This window comes from Convivina praedatoris, assembly GCF_933208495.1.
Lineage (GTDB): Bacteria > Bacillota > Bacilli > Lactobacillales > Lactobacillaceae > Convivina > Convivina praedatoris.
Genome location: NZ_CAKOET010000002.1, coordinates 32,214 through 49,765 on the forward strand (window position 1 = coordinate 32,214; position 17,552 = coordinate 49,765).

The 17,552-nt window shown below is 41.5% G+C and carries 23 protein-coding genes, 1 other RNA gene and 1 other annotated feature; all 24 genes read left to right on the forward strand.

Going from position 1 to position 17,552, the window contains the following annotated elements; translation table 11 throughout:
* Positions 1–7: 7 nt before the first annotated feature.
* The 24 genes from rpoC (at position 8) to M4974_RS01875 (ending at position 17,542) form a co-directional block, all read left to right on the forward strand.
* Positions 8–3,670 carry a DNA-directed RNA polymerase subunit beta' gene (gene rpoC, locus M4974_RS01760; RefSeq protein WP_248705803.1) on the forward strand — a complete coding sequence of 1,221 codons (3,663 nt, stop codon included), beginning with the start codon at positions 8–10 and terminating at the stop codon, positions 3,668–3,670.
* An 85-nt stretch (positions 3,671–3,755) separates the two neighbouring features.
* Positions 3,756–4,202 carry a hypothetical protein gene (locus tag M4974_RS01765; protein ID WP_248705804.1) on the forward strand — a complete coding sequence of 149 codons (447 nt, stop codon included), beginning with the start codon at positions 3,756–3,758 and terminating at the stop codon, positions 4,200–4,202.
* A 32-nt stretch (positions 4,203–4,234) separates the two neighbouring features.
* The gene (locus M4974_RS01770; RefSeq protein WP_248705805.1) at positions 4,235–4,693 is read left to right on the forward strand and encodes a hypothetical protein; all 459 of its coding nucleotides are present in this window, start codon (positions 4,235–4,237) and stop codon (positions 4,691–4,693) included.
* 133 nt (positions 4,694–4,826) lie between these two features.
* Positions 4,827–5,237 carry a Mini-ribonuclease 3 gene (locus M4974_RS01775; protein WP_305883112.1) on the forward strand — a complete coding sequence of 137 codons (411 nt, stop codon included), beginning with the start codon at positions 4,827–4,829 and terminating at the stop codon, positions 5,235–5,237.
* The gene (rlmB, locus tag M4974_RS01780; protein WP_248705807.1) at positions 5,230–5,979 is read left to right on the forward strand and encodes a 23S rRNA (guanosine(2251)-2'-O)-methyltransferase RlmB; all 750 of its coding nucleotides are present in this window, start codon (positions 5,230–5,232) and stop codon (positions 5,977–5,979) included. The genes M4974_RS01775 and rlmB overlap by 8 nt, the downstream gene beginning before the upstream one ends.
* 29 nt (positions 5,980–6,008) lie before the next feature.
* Positions 6,009–6,554 (forward strand): sigma-70 RNA polymerase sigma factor region 4 domain-containing protein, encoded by a 546-nt coding sequence (locus M4974_RS01785; protein WP_248705808.1) that lies wholly within the window; start codon positions 6,009–6,011, stop codon positions 6,552–6,554.
* 50 nt (positions 6,555–6,604) lie between these two features.
* The gene (rpmG, locus tag M4974_RS01790) at positions 6,605–6,754 is read left to right on the forward strand and encodes a 50S ribosomal protein L33 (RefSeq protein ID WP_089938962.1); all 150 of its coding nucleotides are present in this window, start codon (positions 6,605–6,607) and stop codon (positions 6,752–6,754) included.
* Positions 6,755–6,768: 14 nt separating this feature from the next.
* The gene (gene secE / locus M4974_RS01795; RefSeq protein ID WP_248705809.1) at positions 6,769–6,945 is read left to right on the forward strand and encodes a preprotein translocase subunit SecE; all 177 of its coding nucleotides are present in this window, start codon (positions 6,769–6,771) and stop codon (positions 6,943–6,945) included.
* 97 nt (positions 6,946–7,042) lie between these two features.
* Positions 7,043–7,615, forward strand: coding sequence for a transcription termination/antitermination protein NusG (gene nusG / locus M4974_RS01800; protein WP_248705810.1), 573 nt, complete (start codon positions 7,043–7,045; stop codon positions 7,613–7,615).
* 125 nt (positions 7,616–7,740) lie between these two features.
* Positions 7,741–8,205 carry a 50S ribosomal protein L11 gene (gene rplK / locus M4974_RS01805; RefSeq protein ID WP_089938955.1) on the forward strand — a complete coding sequence of 155 codons (465 nt, stop codon included), beginning with the start codon at positions 7,741–7,743 and terminating at the stop codon, positions 8,203–8,205.
* Positions 8,205–8,897, forward strand: a complete 693-nt coding sequence (rplA, locus tag M4974_RS01810) for a 50S ribosomal protein L1 (protein WP_089938954.1) — start codon at positions 8,205–8,207, stop codon at positions 8,895–8,897. The genes rplK and rplA overlap by 1 nt, the downstream gene beginning before the upstream one ends.
* A gap of 36 nt (positions 8,898–8,933) precedes the next feature.
* Positions 8,934–9,053 (forward strand) — a sequence feature (ribosomal protein L10 leader region).
* 27 nt (positions 9,054–9,080) lie between these two features.
* On the forward strand, positions 9,081–9,602 hold the full coding sequence (gene rplJ / locus M4974_RS01815) for a 50S ribosomal protein L10 (RefSeq protein WP_248705811.1): 522 nt from the start codon (positions 9,081–9,083) through the stop codon (positions 9,600–9,602).
* Positions 9,603–9,641: 39 nt separating this feature from the next.
* Entirely contained in the window at positions 9,642–10,007 is a 366-nt protein-coding gene (rplL, locus tag M4974_RS01820; RefSeq protein WP_089938949.1) for a 50S ribosomal protein L7/L12, read from the forward strand.
* A gap of 61 nt (positions 10,008–10,068) precedes the next feature.
* Positions 10,069–10,689 (forward strand): class I SAM-dependent methyltransferase, encoded by a 621-nt coding sequence (locus M4974_RS01825; protein ID WP_248715724.1) that lies wholly within the window; start codon positions 10,069–10,071, stop codon positions 10,687–10,689.
* On the forward strand, positions 10,679–11,191 hold the full coding sequence (tadA, locus tag M4974_RS01830) for a tRNA adenosine(34) deaminase TadA (RefSeq protein ID WP_248705813.1): 513 nt from the start codon (positions 10,679–10,681) through the stop codon (positions 11,189–11,191). Before M4974_RS01825 ends, tadA begins: the two co-directional genes overlap by 11 nt.
* 46 nt (positions 11,192–11,237) lie before the next feature.
* An RNA gene (gene ffs / locus M4974_RS01835) (signal recognition particle sRNA small type) lies at positions 11,238–11,335 on the forward strand.
* A 39-nt stretch (positions 11,336–11,374) separates the two neighbouring features.
* Positions 11,375–13,183 (forward strand): DNA polymerase III subunit gamma/tau, encoded by a 1,809-nt coding sequence (gene dnaX, locus M4974_RS01840; protein ID WP_248715725.1) that lies wholly within the window; start codon positions 11,375–11,377, stop codon positions 13,181–13,183.
* The gene (recR, locus tag M4974_RS01845) at positions 13,183–13,788 is read left to right on the forward strand and encodes a recombination mediator RecR (protein WP_248705815.1); all 606 of its coding nucleotides are present in this window, start codon (positions 13,183–13,185) and stop codon (positions 13,786–13,788) included. The genes dnaX and recR overlap by 1 nt, the downstream gene beginning before the upstream one ends.
* A complete protein-coding gene (locus M4974_RS01850) occupies positions 13,788–14,042 on the forward strand; it encodes a DUF2508 family protein (RefSeq protein ID WP_248705816.1) in 255 nt (84 codons plus the stop codon). Before recR ends, M4974_RS01850 begins: the two co-directional genes overlap by 1 nt.
* A gap of 1 nt (position 14,043) precedes the next feature.
* Complete coding sequence (tmk, locus tag M4974_RS01855) at positions 14,044–14,688, forward strand: dTMP kinase (protein WP_248705817.1); 645 nt, start codon at positions 14,044–14,046, stop codon at positions 14,686–14,688.
* Positions 14,685–15,008 carry a cyclic-di-AMP receptor gene (locus tag M4974_RS01860; protein WP_248705818.1) on the forward strand — a complete coding sequence of 108 codons (324 nt, stop codon included), beginning with the start codon at positions 14,685–14,687 and terminating at the stop codon, positions 15,006–15,008. The genes tmk and M4974_RS01860 overlap by 4 nt, the downstream gene beginning before the upstream one ends.
* Positions 15,008–15,943 carry a DNA polymerase III subunit delta gene (locus tag M4974_RS01865; RefSeq protein WP_248715726.1) on the forward strand — a complete coding sequence of 312 codons (936 nt, stop codon included), beginning with the start codon at positions 15,008–15,010 and terminating at the stop codon, positions 15,941–15,943. Before M4974_RS01860 ends, M4974_RS01865 begins: the two co-directional genes overlap by 1 nt.
* Positions 15,921–16,796 carry a 16S rRNA (cytidine(1402)-2'-O)-methyltransferase gene (gene rsmI, locus M4974_RS01870; protein WP_248705820.1) on the forward strand — a complete coding sequence of 292 codons (876 nt, stop codon included), beginning with the start codon at positions 15,921–15,923 and terminating at the stop codon, positions 16,794–16,796. Before M4974_RS01865 ends, rsmI begins: the two co-directional genes overlap by 23 nt.
* Positions 16,796–17,542, forward strand: a complete 747-nt coding sequence (locus tag M4974_RS01875) for an acyl-[acyl-carrier-protein] thioesterase (protein ID WP_248705821.1) — start codon at positions 16,796–16,798, stop codon at positions 17,540–17,542. The genes rsmI and M4974_RS01875 overlap by 1 nt, the downstream gene beginning before the upstream one ends.
* Positions 17,543–17,552 lie beyond the last annotated feature (10 nt).

The window sequence follows — 17,552 nt, forward strand, 5'->3', positions numbered from 1 at the left end:
CCAATAGATGGCAATCGATGTAAATAAGTTCGAAAGTATGCAAATCGGTTTGGCTTCACCGGATCAGATTCATGATTGGTCCCATGGTGAGGTTAAAAAGCCTGAAACCATTAACTATCGAACACTTAAGCCTGAAAAAGATGGGCTCTTTGATGAGCGAATCTTTGGCCCAACCAAGGATTATGAGTGTGCCTGTGGTAAGTACAAGCGGATCCGTTATAAGGGGATTGTTTGTGATCGCTGTGGTGTTGAAGTTACTTCTTCTAAAGTTCGTCGTGAACGCATGGGACACATTGAACTAGCAGCGCCAGTTACGCATATTTGGTACTTCAAGGGTATTCCTTCTCGAATGGGACTTGTTTTGGACATGAGTCCGCGTTCTTTGGAAGAAATTATCTACTTTGCCTCATACGTAGTCGTTGATCCTGGGGATGCTCCCGTAGAAAAGAAGCGTCTTCTAACTGAACGTGAATACCGTGATCTTAAAAAAGAATACGGTGCTAAGTTCAAAGCTGGTATGGGAGCCGAAGCAATTAAAGAGCTTTTGGCCGATGTTGATTTGGCTGGTGAAGCCGATGCCTTGAAAAAGGAATTACAAGAAGCCACTGGTCAAAAGCGTGTGCGTGCGGTTCGCCGTCTGGACATTATTGAGGCCTTCTTGCACTCTGATAATAAGCCGGAGTGGATGGTCATGGAAGTTATTCCAGTTATTCCACCTGACTTACGGCCAATGGTTCAACTGGAGGGTGGCCGTTTTGCCACTTCTGATTTGAATGACTTGTACCGTCGAGTAATTAACCGAAATAACCGTTTGAAGCGTTTGTTTGATTTGAATGCTCCTGGTATCATCGTTCAAAACGAAAAGCGAATGTTGCAAGAAGCCGTTGATGCCTTGATGGATAATGGTCGTCGTGGCCGTCCAGTTGCTGGACCTGGAAACCGTCCATTGAAGTCCCTTTCACATATGTTAAAGGGAAAGCAAGGACGTTTCCGTCAAAACTTGCTAGGTAAGCGTGTTGATTATTCTGGTCGTTCAGTTATTGATGTAGGACCATTCTTGAAGATGAACCAAATGGGACTTCCTCGACCAATGGCGATTGAATTGTTCCGTCCTTTCATCATGAAGGAACTGACGAAGCGGAAGCTCGCTGGCAATGTGAAGTCGGCTAAGCGTAAAATTGATCGCGCTGATGAAGATGTGATGGATGTCTTAGAAGATGTTATCAAGGAACATCCAGTTTTGCTAAACCGAGCACCTACTCTTCACCGTTTGGGAATTCAGGCCTTCGAACCAGTCTTGGTTTCTGGTAAGGCAATGCGCTTACACCCATTGGTTACCGAGGCCTATAACGCCGATTTCGATGGTGATCAGATGGCTATTCACGTGCCTTTGTCTGATGAAGCCCAAGCGGAAGCCCGTTTGCTCATGTTGGCGGCCGGACACATTTTGGCTCCTAAGGATGGGAAGCCAATCGTGGCCCCATCACAGGATATGGTTATTGGAAACTACTACCTAACGACTGAAGAAGCTGGTCGTGAAGGTGAGGGAATGATCTTTAGCTCGGTGGACGAAGCTCGCCTTGCCTATGAAAATAAGATTGTTCATTACCATACTCGTGTAGGAATTCAAACGTCATCATTCCCAGCTGACAAGCCATTTACTGAAGAACAACGTGGTAAGGTGATGGTAACTGCAGTTGGTAAGTTACTCTTTAACGAAATTTTGCCAAGTGATTTTCCATATATTAACGAACCTTCAGATGATAACTTTAAGGGTATCTCTAATGACTTCTTCATGGAGCCAGGGGAAGATATTCATGAATATCTCAAGGATCGTGAAATTGTAGCACCATTTAGGAAAGGCTTCTTGTCTGATATTATCGCTGAGGTATATAAGCGTTATAAGGTGACTGAAACCTCACTATTGTTGGACCGGATGAAGGACTTGGGCTATGATATTTCAACTAAGTCTGGTTTGACTGTGGCTATGACGGATGTTACCGAACTAGCCGATAAGCCACAGATTTTAGAGGATGCCCATAACCAAGTTGCGACAGTAACTAAGCAGTTCCGTCGTGGTTTGATTACCGATGCTGAGCGTTACCAGCGTGTCATTGATATTTGGAGTAAGGCTAAGGACATCATTCAAGACGAATTGATTGCTAGTTTTGATCCAACTAATCCAATCTTTATGATGCAGGATTCTGGTGCTCGTGGTAACATTTCTAACTTCGTTCAGTTAGCTGGAATGCGTGGTTTGATGGCTGGACCTGGTGGTAAAATTATTGAATTGCCAGTTACATCTAACTTCCGTGATGGTTTGACTGTTATGGAAATGTTTATCTCAACTCACGGTGCTCGTAAGGGAATGTCTGATACAGCCTTAAAGACAGCTAACTCAGGCTACCTGACTCGTCGCTTGGTTGATGTGGCTCAAGATGTTATTGTGCGTGAGTTTGATAACGAATCTGATCGTGGGGTTGCTGTACGCGCTATCATGGATGGTAATTCAGTTGTTGAGCCTTTGTATGATCGAATTGTTGGTCGTTATGCCATGAAGTCTGTTTTTGATCCAGAAACTGGTGAAAAAATTGTTGCTCGTAACGAGATGATTCATGAAGATGCAGCGCGTCATATTGTGAATGCCGGTATCGAAGAAGTAACAATTCGTTCTGTCTTTACTTCAACGACTGAACACGGTGTTTCAGTTCTTGATTATGGCCGTAACTTGGCTACTGGTGAAGAGGTTGAAGTTGGAGAGGCAGTTGGAACAGTTGCTGCTCAGTCAATCGGAGAACCTGGTACTCAGCTAACTATGCGTAACTTCCACACGGGTGGTGTTGCCGGTGGAAATGATATCACGCAAGGTTTGCCTCGTGTGCAAGAAATTGTTGAAGCACGAATTCCTAAGGGACGTGCTGAAATTTCAGAAGTTACCGGACAAATTACCACAATTGAAGAAAATCCTGCTGAACGTACTAAGGCAGTCACAATCGAAGGGGAAACGGATACTCGTACCTATACTTTGCCATTGACTGCTCGGATGCGCTTTGGTGAAGGTGACCAAATCAAGCGTGGTGAAGCAATCAACGAAGGACCAATTGATCCTAAGGAATTGCTTGCTGTAACTGATACTTTGACAACTGAGTCCTATATGTTGTCAGAAATTCAAAAAGTTTACCGTTTGCAGGGAATTGAAGTTTCTGATAAGCATATCGAAGTTATGATTCGACAAATGTTGCGTAAGATTCGCATCATGGATCCTGGTCAAACTGATTTGCTTCCAGGTACTTTGATGGATATTGCTGACTTTAAGCGGGCCAACGAACCAGCTTTATTTGCTGGTAAAGTACCTGCTACAGCTCGTCCAGTCTTGTTGGGAATCACTAAGGCTGCCTTGGAAACTAATTCATTCTTGTCTGCGGCTTCCTTCCAGGAAACTACTCGTGTCTTGACGGATGCAGCTATCCGTGGAAAGAACGATCCGTTAGTTGGACTTAAGGAAAACGTTATTATTGGAAAGATTATTCCAGCCGGAACTGGTATGTCTGAGTACCGTCGTATCAAGCCAAAGGTGATTGGCGAAGTTGTTGCCAACCCGGAGGAAGAAGGTTTTGAGGCTATTCCTAGTTTGGATGATGTTGCGCAATCAATGGATTCTAATCAATAAATTCGAAAATACCAGCGAAAGCTGGTATTTTTTTATTGCTCTTCTTTTTAGGGGAGAGTAGACTTAAGAAAAAGAGGTGGAGAAGATGGATGAGATAGTAACCATTCATTGGATTGGATGGATTAAAAAATTAAAACGGCGGCAGGCTTTAGCACTTTCAGTTGCTTTTCTAGTGTTTGTATTATTGATAATGTTTCAAGGTAATAGTGGTAATTATCAACAATTTGATTGGAAACAGATTGTACTGGTTATTTATTTTTTCTGGAGTTTTTCACCAGCGGGGGAACAACTAGCCCATCGTGCTTTTCCGTATAATAAACCTCGATTTCAATATCAGGTGACGACATGGTATCAGTGGGGTCAGGCTTTGCTCTTTAGCGGTGCATTTTTTGTTGTTTCACTGTTTATATGGCGCCCACAGTATTTGGCTGATATATCATCTAAGATAGTTATTGCAACCATCATTGGCTTTGTTGCCATGTGGTTACACCGGTGGTTATTAGCCCGAGTGATTAATAAAAAATACAAATAACACTGTCTTTGGATAATTTGGAGGAACTGGTTATGAGAGAAGTAGCCAAAATAAATTGGATAGCTTGGATCAAGGGCCTAAAACCATGGCAGGCTTGGTTGATATCGTTATTTCCATTAATTACGGTACTTTTAATAGAAACCTATTTCTACCTGAAACCGTTGAGCTACTGGAACCAAAATCGCTTAGATGGCCGTCAAATCACAATGGCGCTATACATTATTTGGCTATTTACACCAATTGAAACGCAGTTACGTTACCGGCGATTTCCCAGTCAAATGCCTGATTACCAATATCAAGTGGCGACTTGGTTCAAGTGGTTTCAAGAATTAATTTGTGCCGGTATATTATTTATAATTTTTCGATTGTATTGGTCAGATGTTCGTTTAATGAGTGTGTCCTTTCAAATGGTACTTGCTATTTACTTAGGCTATTGTTTTGTACCATTTTATTATTGGTTCAAAGCTAAAATTTTAATAAATAAAGGTTAACTATGCTCAAAAGTGGTTGTCCATGCCAAAACCATTATCAATCTTGTGAAAATAATTTAAAGTGATACTTGTTCATTTAAGGAAACTAATAACTTGTTACGCAATTAATTGAAGAATGCGTATAATTAAAGACATGCAAAATTTAGATTACGAACAAATGAACGGGTTGTCATTGGCTTATATTGGCGATGCAATCTATGAACTAGCAGTACGAAAACATCTTTTGGGACTAGGCCTGACTAAGGTTAACGACTTACAACGCCATAGTCGTCATTATGTTTCTGCCAAGGCTCATGCTGCCTTATACCAATTAATGGACCAACAACAGATTCTTCAAGATCAAGAGTTACTATATTTTAAGCGCGGTCGTAACGCGAAATCACATACCAAGGCTAAAAACACTGATGTGGTTTCCTATCGGATTTCAACTGGAATTGAAGCCATGTTTGGTTACTTATATTTATCTAACCAGTCAGACCGTTTGCAAGAGTTGATGGAATGGATTTATATTCAGGTTGAAACTGGGGAGGCTAGCTATGAGTAAAGTAACGTCAATTGATTTTATCTTTGGACATCATGCCAGTATTGCCGCATTACAGGGTGATCAGGCCATTAACAAGGTCTGGCTGCAAACAGGATTAAATCCAGCTTTGGCTCAACAAGTTCGCAAATTAGCTAAGAAACGGCAATTAATCGTACAACAGGTGCCCAAAAGTAAGTTAGATGAACTATCTGATGGTGGCAACCATCAAGGAGTTTTACTGAGCCTAGCAGCTTTTGAGTATGCGCAACTTGATGATTTGTTTGCCAAAGCAGCCCAACGTCATGAAGATCCTTTTTTCTTAATTTTAGATGAAATTGAAGATCCTCATAATTTGGGATCAATTTTAAGAACAGCAGATGCGGCCGGTGTCCATGGTGTCATTATTCCTAAACGGCGGGCCGTCCAACTTACAGCAACCGTGGCTAAAACTTCCACGGGAGCTATTGAACATGTACCAGTCGTTCGGGTTGGTAATTTAGTTAATCTGGTTGATGACCTTAAGAAACGTGGTTTATGGATTTTTGGAACTGACATGGCTGGCCAAGATTACCGTCAGTGGGATGCTACTGGTGCAGTAGCATTAGTGATTGGTAATGAAGGAAAAGGTATTTCTCCCCTTCTCAAGAAGAAAATGGACGGTATGTTAACGATTCCGATGGTTGGACATGTGCAGAGTTTAAATGCCAGTGTGGCTACTAGTTTATTAGTGTATCAAGGATATAATTCACGACACCCACTATAAACACCGAATGGTGCCTGTTGGGGAAAGTGATGAAAGATGAATTACGAGCGGTTGTGTATGCTGCTAAAAAAGGACATGATTGTGCTTATCCGGTATTGATTAGTCGTTTGAAAGGATTAATTTACCAAGTGCATCACCAGAAAATTAGTGCCCGGGTTAGTCCGGATGACTGGTATTCAGATGCGTTAGAGGTCTTATTACGTTGTATTAAGCGTTATAACTTGGAACGCAATCGAGCTAAATTTTCAACATATTATGCCTCTGCTTTACAAAATCGAGCAACCGATTTAATTCGTAGCCACTATACGGCTAAAAATCAATTCGAACGGGCCTTGTATAGCCAGGATCAAGCCGAATTAGAAGGTTTAGAAAAAGGGACTGATACCCATAATCCCGAACAGATTTCCCTGTTGAAGGAAGCTCTTTCAAACGTTAGTTTTGCCCAGACTGAGGATTTTTGTAAAGTTGTTCGTCAGCTAGTTGGGGCTCAATCTTATCAGGAAACTGAGGTTAACAGACGTAGTTTTGACCAAATGCAGTATCGTTTTAAACGAGCAATTCAAGCTATGATTTGAACTGCAAGGCTGCAGGTGTTAGAATTGAGGGCAAAGTGGAGGGCGTTAGTATGCCAAGTTCAAAGGGCTCTTTAGCCTGCACAGTTTGCGGTTCGCGTAATTATACAGTGGTTTTGTCCAAAGATCGTACTGAAAGACTGACTGTCAAAAAGTTTTGTCCCCATTGTGGAAAGCACACGATTCATCAGCAAACAAAGTAAAGGTAAAAAATCTTATGATTACATATTTTAAAAATGTTGCCGCTGAAATGCACAAAGTGACCTGGTTAACTGGCGAACAAACTAGTAAAGAAACGATTGCTGTTTTAGCTGTGTCTGCTTTCTTTGCAATTGTGGTCGGTAGTTCAGATTGGATTTTACAGCAGTTGGTTAACTTGTTGCTAGCACACTAAAAGTATCTGTAGTATACTACTAGTAGCGCAAAGAGCTCTTGGAGCTCTTTTTTATTTTACATTTAGGAGGTTATGGTGCCTGGAGCATCTTAATAATATGGCAGAAGAAATGGAAAAAGCATGGTTTGTTGTTCATACTTATTCGGGTTATGAGCATAAAGTTAAGGCCAATTTAGAGTCACGAACACAGACAATGGGTATGACGGAACAAATTTTCCGTATTTTAGTACCAGAGCAAGAAGTTTCAACTGTACAGGATGGTGAAGTTAAAACCACTGTTGAAAATGATTTTCCTGGATATGTTTTAGTTGAAATGGCTACTCCTCAAGATGGTAATATGACGGATGAAGCTTGGTATGTTGTTCGAAACACGCCAGGTGTAACTGGTTTCTTGGGATCGCATGGAGCTGGTTCAAAGCCTAACTCTTTATTGCCTGAAGAAGTCGATTTATTAATGCGTCGAATGGGGATGGTTACCAAAGAAGTTGTTGACCTAGACGCTGAGGTTGGTCAAACGGTTAAAATCATCACAGGTCCATTTAATGGAATGGAAGGGGTTGTTACAGCAATTGACCCTGAAAAACAAACTCTTGAAGCTACAGTTGAAGTCTTTGGTCGTGAAACACCAACCGAATTAACTTTTAATGATGTTGATACCACTCTAAATTAAAAAATAAAAAGGATAATTACTTGGTAATTATCCTTTTTATTTGGTATACTAAATAGGCATGTCAAAGACATGTGTGGAAGCAGCACTGAAGCTGCGCTTTACCACAACACGAGGAGGAAATAATCGTGGCTAAAAAAGTCGTAAATGTAGTTAAGCTACAAATTGCCGCTGCCAAAGCAACACCAGCTCCACCAGTTGGTCCAGCTCTTGGACAGGCCGGTATTAACATCGCGCAATTCACAAAGGAATTTAACGCGCGTACAGCTGATCAAGCGGGCTCAATGATTCCGGTTGAAATTTCTGTCTTTGATGACCGTTCATTTGAATTCGTTACTAAGACTCCACCAGCAGCTGACCAGTTGCGTAAGATTGTTGGTAAGGGTTCTGGTGAGCCTAACACCAAGAAGGCTGGTAACGTTACTCTTGACCAAATCCGTGCCATTGCTGAAAACAAGATGGATGATTTGAACGCCAATGATATCACTGCTGCAATGCGGATGATTGAAGGAACAGCACGCTCAATGGGTGTTACTGTTGATGGTGTTGACTTGACTGTTGATGGTACAGCAATCAAGGAGGACGCAGAATAATGACACAAAAACATGGTAAGAAGTATTTAGAAGCTGCTGCCAAGGTTGATGCCGAAAAGACATACAGCCTTGACGATGCGATTGCTTTGATGAAGGATGTTAGCTATGCTAAGTTCGATGGTTCCGTTGAATTAGTTTTCAACTTGAACGTTGATACTCGTCAAGCTGACCAACAGTTGCGTGGTGCCGTGGTGCTTCCTAATGGAAGTGGTAAGGACAAGACTGTTGTTGTGTTTGCTCAAGGTGATAAGGCGAAGGAAGCCGAAGCTGCCGGCGCTGACGTTGTTGGTGCTGCTGATTTGGTTCAACGTATCCAAGACGGTTGGTTGGACTTTGATGTTGCCGTTGCTACACCAGACATGATGGCTCAGGTTGGTCGTGTTGGTCGTGCTTTGGGGCCTAAAGGTTTGATGCCTAACCCTAAGACTGGTACAGTAACGATGGACGTTACTAAGGCCGTGTCTGATGCCAAGGGCGGTCAAGTAACATACCGTACTGATCGTGATGGAAACGTTTCTGTTACTGTTGGTCGTGTATCTTTTGATGACCAAAAGTTAGCTGAAAACATTAAGACTATTGCTAACACTGTTTTGAAGTCTCGTCCTGCTGCTGTTAAGGGAACATATGTCCAAAACGTAGCACTTTCATCAACTATGAGTCCTGCTGTGACAGTTGATGTTGCTAGTCTCTAATTGACAGATTAATTATTAATTGTTAGAATTTAAAAAGTAATAGAACCTATTTTGCCTAAGACTCAGGTGGTGCTTGCACCTTAATCTCCTGCCGAGGAAGTTGATTTTTAACTTTACCCGCATGTCTTCTTGGCGTGCGGGATTTCTTTTGCAAAAAATTCAAAGGAAGGAGAATTAATCACAATGAGTGAACAAACGATTGCACTTAAGGCCAAGAAGGTTGAAGAAGTAGTTGAGCAGTTTAACGTCGCTACTTCAGCTGTGGTTGTTGATGCACGTGGTTTGACTGTGGCTGAATCAACTGATTTGCGTCACCAACTACGTCAAGAAGGTGTTACCTTAGAGGTTATCAAGAACAAAATTTTGGTTCGTGCCGCTGAAAAAGCTGGTTACCCTGAACTAAATGATTTGTTTGCTGGCCCATCTGCTGTTGCTTTTTCAAACGATGATGCTGTGGCACCTGCCCGTATCTTGAAGAAGTTTGCTGATGAAAACGCCAGCCTTGAAATCAAGGGTGGTGTTGTTGATGGTAACATTGCCAATTTGGAAGACATCAACAAATATGCTTCATTGCCATCTCACGATGGTTTGCTGGGGCAGTTGATGGCCGAGTTCCAGTATCCAATCCGTACCTTTGCTTATGCTGTTAAGGCATTGCAAGAAAAGAAGGAAGCTGAGTCCGAAGGAACAGCAGCTGAACAATAACAAACTAGTAAAAAGAATAATATTTGGAGGAATTTAATCATGGCTTTTGATAAAGACGCGATTATCGCATCATTGAAGGATGCAACCATCTTGGATTTGGCTGATTTGGTATCAGCCATCGAAGAAGAATTTGACGTTTCTGCTGCAGCTCCAGTTGCAGCTGCAGGTGCTGCTGATGGCGGTGCTGCTGCTAAGAGCTCATTTGATGTTGAATTGACTTCAGCAGGTACTGCTAAGGTTAAGGTCATCAAGGCTGTTCGTGAAGCAACTGGATTGGGCTTGAAGGAAGCTAAGGACCTTGTTGATGGTGCACCATCAGTTATTAAGGAAGGTCTTTCAGAAGACGAAGCTAACGAATTGAAGGAAGCTTTGGAAGCAACTGGTGCTTCAGTTACTTTGAAGTAATTCTTCTAAAGAAAGAGTGCTACGGTGCTCTTTTTTTGTACATAGGAAAGAAGGTATCTCCATGACACAGGTAACGGGTGGGGAACAATATTTTACAGCACAGCCAACAGCGCAACATGAAATGCACGAGTTTGATTTTCAGCTTTTGGGACAGGAATTACACTTTGTTACCGATGCGGGTGTTTTTTCTAAAAGAACGATTGACTTTGGTAGTCGCACCATGTTAGAAGCAGTCGATTCCCAGCAATTGCCAATAGGAAAAATTTTAGATTTGGGCACCGGTTATGGACCCGTGGGTATTGCAATGGCTAAGGCCTGGCAACGCGAAGTGGATTTAGTTGATATCAATCAACGGGCGTTATCTTTAGCAGAACAGAATGCTCAGCGAAATGGGGTGTCTGAGTTAGTTCATATTTTCCAATCGGATATTTATCAGCAAATTGACCAAAAATATGCAGCAATTTTAGTTAACCCACCAATTCGGGCTGGTAAAACGGTTGTGACGTCCATGTTAACAGAGGCTAAAAGTCATTTGATTAAGCACGGCAAGTTAATTGCTGTATTGCAAAAAAAGCAGGGAGCTCCTTCAGCTCAGAAAAATATGGCTGCGGCTTTTGGCAATGTTAAGGTAATTGGTAAAAGTAAGGGTTACTACGTTTTGGAGAGTATTAATGCGGATTGATCCGGTTTTAACGACTGAAGAAATCAATTATTTTATGAAAGAGGCTTTGGCTGAAGCTCGAAAAGCTGAGTCGATTGGTGAAGTACCAATTGGTGCCGTAATCGTTCAGAATGGTCAAATTATAGCCCGTGGGTATAATCATCGAGAAATTGATCAAAAAGCAACTGCCCATGCTGAGTTATTAGCTATTGAAGCAGCAAATGAAACTTTGGACTCTTTTCGGTTAGAAAATACTACCTTATTTGTAACTCTAGAGCCTTGTGTCATGTGTGCGGGAGCCATTGTTAATGCCCGAATACCCCAGGTGTATTATGGTGCTGATGATCCTAAGGGTGGCGCCGTACGTTCTTTACATCACCTATTGGAGGATTCACGTTTAAACCATCGTGTTGATGTGCACACCGAGGTTATGGCCCAAGAAAGCGGGCAGTTATTACAGCAATTTTTCCAAGCCATTCGTCTTAGGCAGAAGACTCGTAAAGTAGCTCAGCGTGAAAAATAACTAATCCTTAATAACTCTGGTTGCCATCACTTTTAAAATTCGATATAATTATTGTGCGAGCAAGCGTTGGCTTCCGAACCGAGTCAGGACAGGAATGTAGCAGCTCTAAGGATGATTAGCGTTGTGCTTGTGTACATATGCAAAAGCTGCCAATTGGCAGCTTTTTTTGTAAGGGGGAGTACTGTGACTTATCAAGCACTTTATCGTGTTTATCGACCACGAACATTTCAAGATATGGTTGGGCAAGATGTCATTACCCAGACCCTGCAAAATGCCATTGAAGCCAATCAAACTGGACATGCTTATTTATTTAGCGGGCCTCGTGGAACTGGTAAAACGTCAGCAGCAAAAATATTTGCTCGCGAGATTAATGGTATTGAGGCCAACGTTGATGATAGTCAAATCCCTGATATTGTTGAAATCGATGCGGCTTCTAATAACGGTGTGGATGAAATCCGAAATATTCGCGATAGCGCTAACTATGCACCAATCAAAGCGCCCTATAAGGTTTACATTATTGATGAAGCGCATATGTTATCAACGGGTGCTTTCAATGCTTTATTGAAAACTTTAGAAGAGCCACCGGCTAACGTTAAATTTATATTAGCAACGACTGAGCCACAAAAAATGCCAGCGACCATTTTATCGCGAACTCAGCGTTTTGAATTTAAGCGGATTAGTGATCAAACGATTCAAAACCAGTTGGCTAAAATTTTAGACCAACAAAAAGTTGCCTATGATCTTGAGGGACTTAGATTAATTGCTACTGCTGCTGAGGGTGGTATGCGAGATGCTTTGTCAATTTTGGATCAAGTTATTGCTTATCAGCCGCAACGAGTGACTGTAGAAACGGCTCGAACAGTAACTGGTACCGTTGCGGTTAATCAATTAATCGATTATTTACAAGCAATTGGTCATCGAGAAACGCCAATTGCTTTAGAATTGCTAAGCGCAATTATCGCCGATGGTAAAGATGCCTATCGATTTTTAGCTGATTTGATGGGATTGTTGCGGGACATTATGCTGAGTAATGTTGTCCCAGACTTAGTTCGTAGCACGACTTCAATTCAACAGTTACAAGAATTAGCCCAATTGTTTAGTTTAAATAAGTTACAAACTATGATGCTAGCAATTGATGATATGCAAAAACAAATTGCTCAGTCCCTCCAGACTGATGTATATCTGGAGATGCTGACCGTTAAATTAGTTTTGTTGCAAAATAAAAATCAGGATAATCGTCAAGAACTTAGGAAATCGGTTGCACCATCCAAGGCTCGTGAAAATGGCTCAGTTGCCACAAATGATAATGATATAGTGGTAAAAAAGTCTGAATCAATTATTGAGTCACAGACTACTCCAGTTGATTCACCTATTTCAGAGCCCAGTCAGGCAACCAGTATTTCGGCAATGGTAACTTCGGAAGCAACGTCATCAGTTTCAACACCAGTGACACCAAGCAGTCAATCAGTGACTTATACCGGCCAATCAGCTGTTTTTGCGGTGCTGGCGCGAGCCCAACGTAAAATGTTAACAACGATTCAGCAGGCTTGGTCACAGCTGAAAGATACTTTACCAGTCCAAATACAAGCTTTGTTACAGACGGCTAATCCGGTAGCGGCCAGTAGTGAAGGGGTTGTGCTGGCCTTTGAGTACCCGGCCTTGTTGGAACAGGCTTTACACGATGGTAATTTTCAAAGTGAGGTTCAAGCAATCTTCCAACAAAATAACTTTCCGATTAAGTTAGTGTTAATTAGTCAAGATCAGTGGACTAGGGATCGTGGTGATTATGTGGCTAAATTAAAGCTAGGTCAAGAACCACACGAGCATTTTGATCAGTTAGAGCCACTCCAAATCAATACTGATGAGCACGAAAATGCTACGGAAGTCATTAAAAATGATAAGCAAACTCCTGACATTGTTGAGGCAGCGCAACATCTTTTTGGTGAAAATTTAGTTAAAGTGGTTAGCCACCCCAGGAAAGGATCGTCTTAATGCAGTATCCAGAACCGATTGCTAGATTAATAGATAGCTATACTAAACTACCTGGCATTGGCCCCAAAACAGCTACTCGGTTAGCTTTTTACACGCTAGGTATGGAAGAAGATGATGTAATGGCCTTTGCGAAATCCCTCCAAGCAGTTAAAGCTGATGTTGCTTTTTGCGAAATTTGTGGCAATATCACCAGTAAGGATATGAATCCATGTGTGGTTTGTCAGGATAAGAGTCGTGACCAGTCAACTGTCTTAGTGGTTCAAAATTCACGAGATGTGATGGCGATGGAAAATACTCGAGAATATCATGGTCTCTATCATGTGTTAAATGGCGTCATTTCCCCCAGTGCGGGGACGGGACCAGAAGATATCAACTTGCCAAGTCTAATTCGTCGTTTATCCAGTAATAATCAAATTCAAGAAGTGATTGTGGGGACTAATGCTAATGCTGATGGCGAGGCAACGGCCATGTATATAGCGCGTTTACTGAAGCCGGCAAATATTAAAGTTACGCGATTAGCACATGGTCTGGCAGTCGGATCTGATATCGACTATGCGGATCAGCTAACTCTAATTAAGGCTGTGGAGGGGCGTAACGAACTATAATGTTTAAGAAAAATAAAAAAATTGACATTAAAAATGAGTACGACCAAATTTTACTTTATCAGGTTCGCTATTTAAAACGATCCTTGTTATTAGCCCAAGAATCGGAAACTGCGCTGGTAGATAGTCGCGTTAATGGCCATCTAATTGAGGCACAAACGGCTTTAAAACGAGCTAAATTTAATTATGTTTATCGCGAAGCTCGCCACCGTCAAACGGTTGAAGATATGCAAAATATGTGGTTCCAAGGAGAGTAATGTGACACATCAATCAGTGTTTATTTCAATTGAAGGACCCGAAGGGGCTGGAAAAACGAGTTTGATTAATGCCCTAGCACCTGAATTAAGACAAAATCTAAAACGATCAGTACTGACTACTAGAGAACCAGGTGGCAATCCAATTGCTGAAGGAATTCGCAATATGCTAGCAGCCGACACGTCCGTTAATATGGATGCTCGTACCGAAGCTTTGCTATTTGCAGCAGCTCGTCGACAACATCTAGTGGAAACGATTTTGCCAGCCTTGGCTAGAAATGAAATTGTCCTGTCTGATCGTTATATAGATAGTTCTTTAGCTTATCAAGGTGGGGGGCGTCAGCTGGGCGTTGACGATGTTTTAGTTCTTAATGAATTTGCCATTAATCATGTTTTACCTGATTTAACTCTGTATTTAGATTTACCCGTCGAAATTGGCTTAGAACGAATTAATCAACAGCGGCAAAATAAAATTGATCGTTTAGATCGTGAAAAATTAGATTTTCATCAGCGAGTTCGGAAAACCTATCTAAACTTGTTAGAGCGTTTTCCAGACCGAATCGTTAAAATAGATGCTAATCAGCCACTGGACCATGTTATCCAAGCGGCTCAAGTTGAACTCAACAAAATTTTGGAGGTCAAATCATGAAATTGGTAACAGCAATTATTCAAGATAAGGATGCAACTAAATTAAGCAATGCCTTTGTCAAAGCTAATATTCGGGCGACACGTTTATCCACAACTGGTGGCTTTCTGCGTTCGGGAAATACTACCTATATGATGGCAATTGAGGATGAACGGGTGACTGAAGTCTTGGAAATTATCAAGACTGTTTCACAGAAGCGTAAGCAGTTTATGGTGCCACCATTAGGTATGGATGCTGACCATACCGGTTCTTATCCAGTTGAGGTTGAAGTCGGTGGTGCCACGGTCTTTACGCAGCCTATTGATGATTTTTATCGTTTCTAATGGCAGCAAATTTTATTCAATTAACGCAAAAAACTTATCCAGAACAGCTAGCTCATTTTGAACAGATAATTGCTGATGATCATTTGAGTCATCTATACTTATTGGCTGGTAACAAGCACCATACTAAATTAGCTTTTGCTCGCTCATTGGCATGGCTGGTTGCTGGGCCAACAGAAAGAAACGCCCATAGAATTGAACAAAATGATCACCCCGATATTTTTACTGTGACACCTGAGACCGGGAGTGATGTCCTGAAGGTGGGACAAATTAGGGCCTTGATGCCAGAATTTATGACCACTGGTTTGGAAAGTTCACGTAAAATTTTTATTATTGATCAAGTCCAGACCATGACCATCAGTGCAGCTAATTCACTTTTGAAATTTATTGAGGAACCGGCAGGGCCGCAGTTGATTTTGTTATTAACTGATAGTGTTGCGGAGGCTTTACCAACGATTCGTTCTCGGGCTCAAGTGGTGCACTTAACTACCTTCGATGGAGGAGAGTTTGGTAATCAAACTACTGGATTAGATGATGGATGGGTTGGTGAGGCTCAACCGATTTTATTTAAATGGTTTGAAAAAGCGATGCAACGTGATTTGTCGGCTTTTAGTCTAGTACAAACGCAACTGGTACCGCTAGCTGCTGACAAACAACAACAAAATTTATTGTTAGAATGGTTACATCAGTTAACACGCGATATGATTGTTTTTAATCAGGTCGATGATCAACGTTTATTTTTCCCACAGTTACGAGGATTTTATACTAGTTTGCATCGTCAATATACCTTGGAGCAACTCATGGCTGCTGGGGATGGTGTGTTGGCGGATGATGATTTACGTAAAATCAATTTATCTTGGCAAAGTCGTTTGGAAAAAATAACGTTAGACCTATCTTTAGAATTAGGAGTAAATGATGCAAGTACAAAAAAGTTTTGAACAACATCAAACTGGCACTTTGTATCTCATTCCAACCCCAATTGGGAATTTGCAAGATATTAGTCAACGGGCTTTATCTGCCTTAGCTGAGGTCGATTTAATCGCAGCTGAGGATACTCGTCATACGCAGCAACTGTTGAACCATTTTGAAATTACTACTAAACAAACTAGTTTCCACGAACATAATTGGCAACATAAAATTCCAGAACTGATTTGTATTTTGCAAGATGGACAATCAATTGGTCAGGTTAGCGATGCGGGGATGCCTTCAATTTCTGATCCTGGAAAGGAATTAGTTGCGGCTGCGATTGAGGCCGATATTCCGGTGGTTCCTCTTCCGGGTCCTAGTGCGGGCATTGTTGCTTTAATTGCCAGTGGTTTAGTACCACAGCCGTTTTACTTTCATGGTTTTTTATCTCGTAAAAAAAATGAACAGATGGCTGAATTAGCTGAATTAAAAGAACGACGGGAAACGGTTATTTTATATGAAGCTCCCCACCGTTTAATTTTTACTTTATCCAATCTTGTTAAAGTCATAGGGCCAGACCGATCCCTAGTGGTAGCACGGGAACTAACCAAGCGCTACGAGGAATTTTTACGGGGAGCGGCTGGTGAAATTTTGGACTGGGTGCAAAACCATTCAGTTCGGGGTGAATTTGTGATTATGATTGCGGGTAATTCAGCTCCTGATGTAACTGAATCAGAAGAAGCGGTGCCCGTGGTTGAGGCAGTAGGAAAATTAGTTGCTCAGGGATTAAAGCCCAATGCAGCTATTAAACAAATTGCTCGAGAACGCCAATTAGAACGTCAAAGTGTTTATCGTGCTTATCATCAATTAGAGGAGGAATCGTAATGGTTGATGAGAGTGTCTTTGAAATTGAACGCTGTGTTGAGTATTACGAGGCGGACCGGCACGGTCGTTTGTCGCTACCAATGATTGTTAATTTAGCAGTCCTAGCTTCTAAAAAACAAGGCGATATACTAAGTATTGGACAGGCAACTACGCAAGCGCGTGGCTTGGGCTGGGTAATATTACAGTATGATTTACATGTTCATCGTCGGCCACAAGTTAATGAATTAATCCGATTGCAAACAACTGTTGGTCATTTCAATCCATTTTTTGCCCAACGTTCCTTTAAAATTTTAGATGAACAGGGGGAGGAGTTAGTAAACATTAATTCCCTTTGGGCGCTGATTGATATTGAAAAGCGCCATATGGTTCGTTTACCTCTTGATTTAGTTGAACCTTACGGGGCTTTACCAGCTAAGCGACTAAATCGAATTCCCAATCCAAGCAAAATTAAATCTGATGAAGCAGCGCAAGAGCAAATGTATCGAGTACGTTATTTAGATATTGATGCCAATCAGCATGTTAATAATTCTAAATATTTCGAGTGGATGGAAGATGTGATGGGCGCAGAATTTCTGGAAACCCATGAAGTTACACGGATTAATTTAAAGTTTGAAAATGAAGTTCATTTGAATCAAACAGTGGTATCTCAAGTCGTTAAGGGCGATAATTACTCTAGGCATCGTATTCAAACGGATAATATCGTCAGTGCTGAAGCCGAATTTGAATGGCGATCCATTGATCAATAAAATTAAAAAG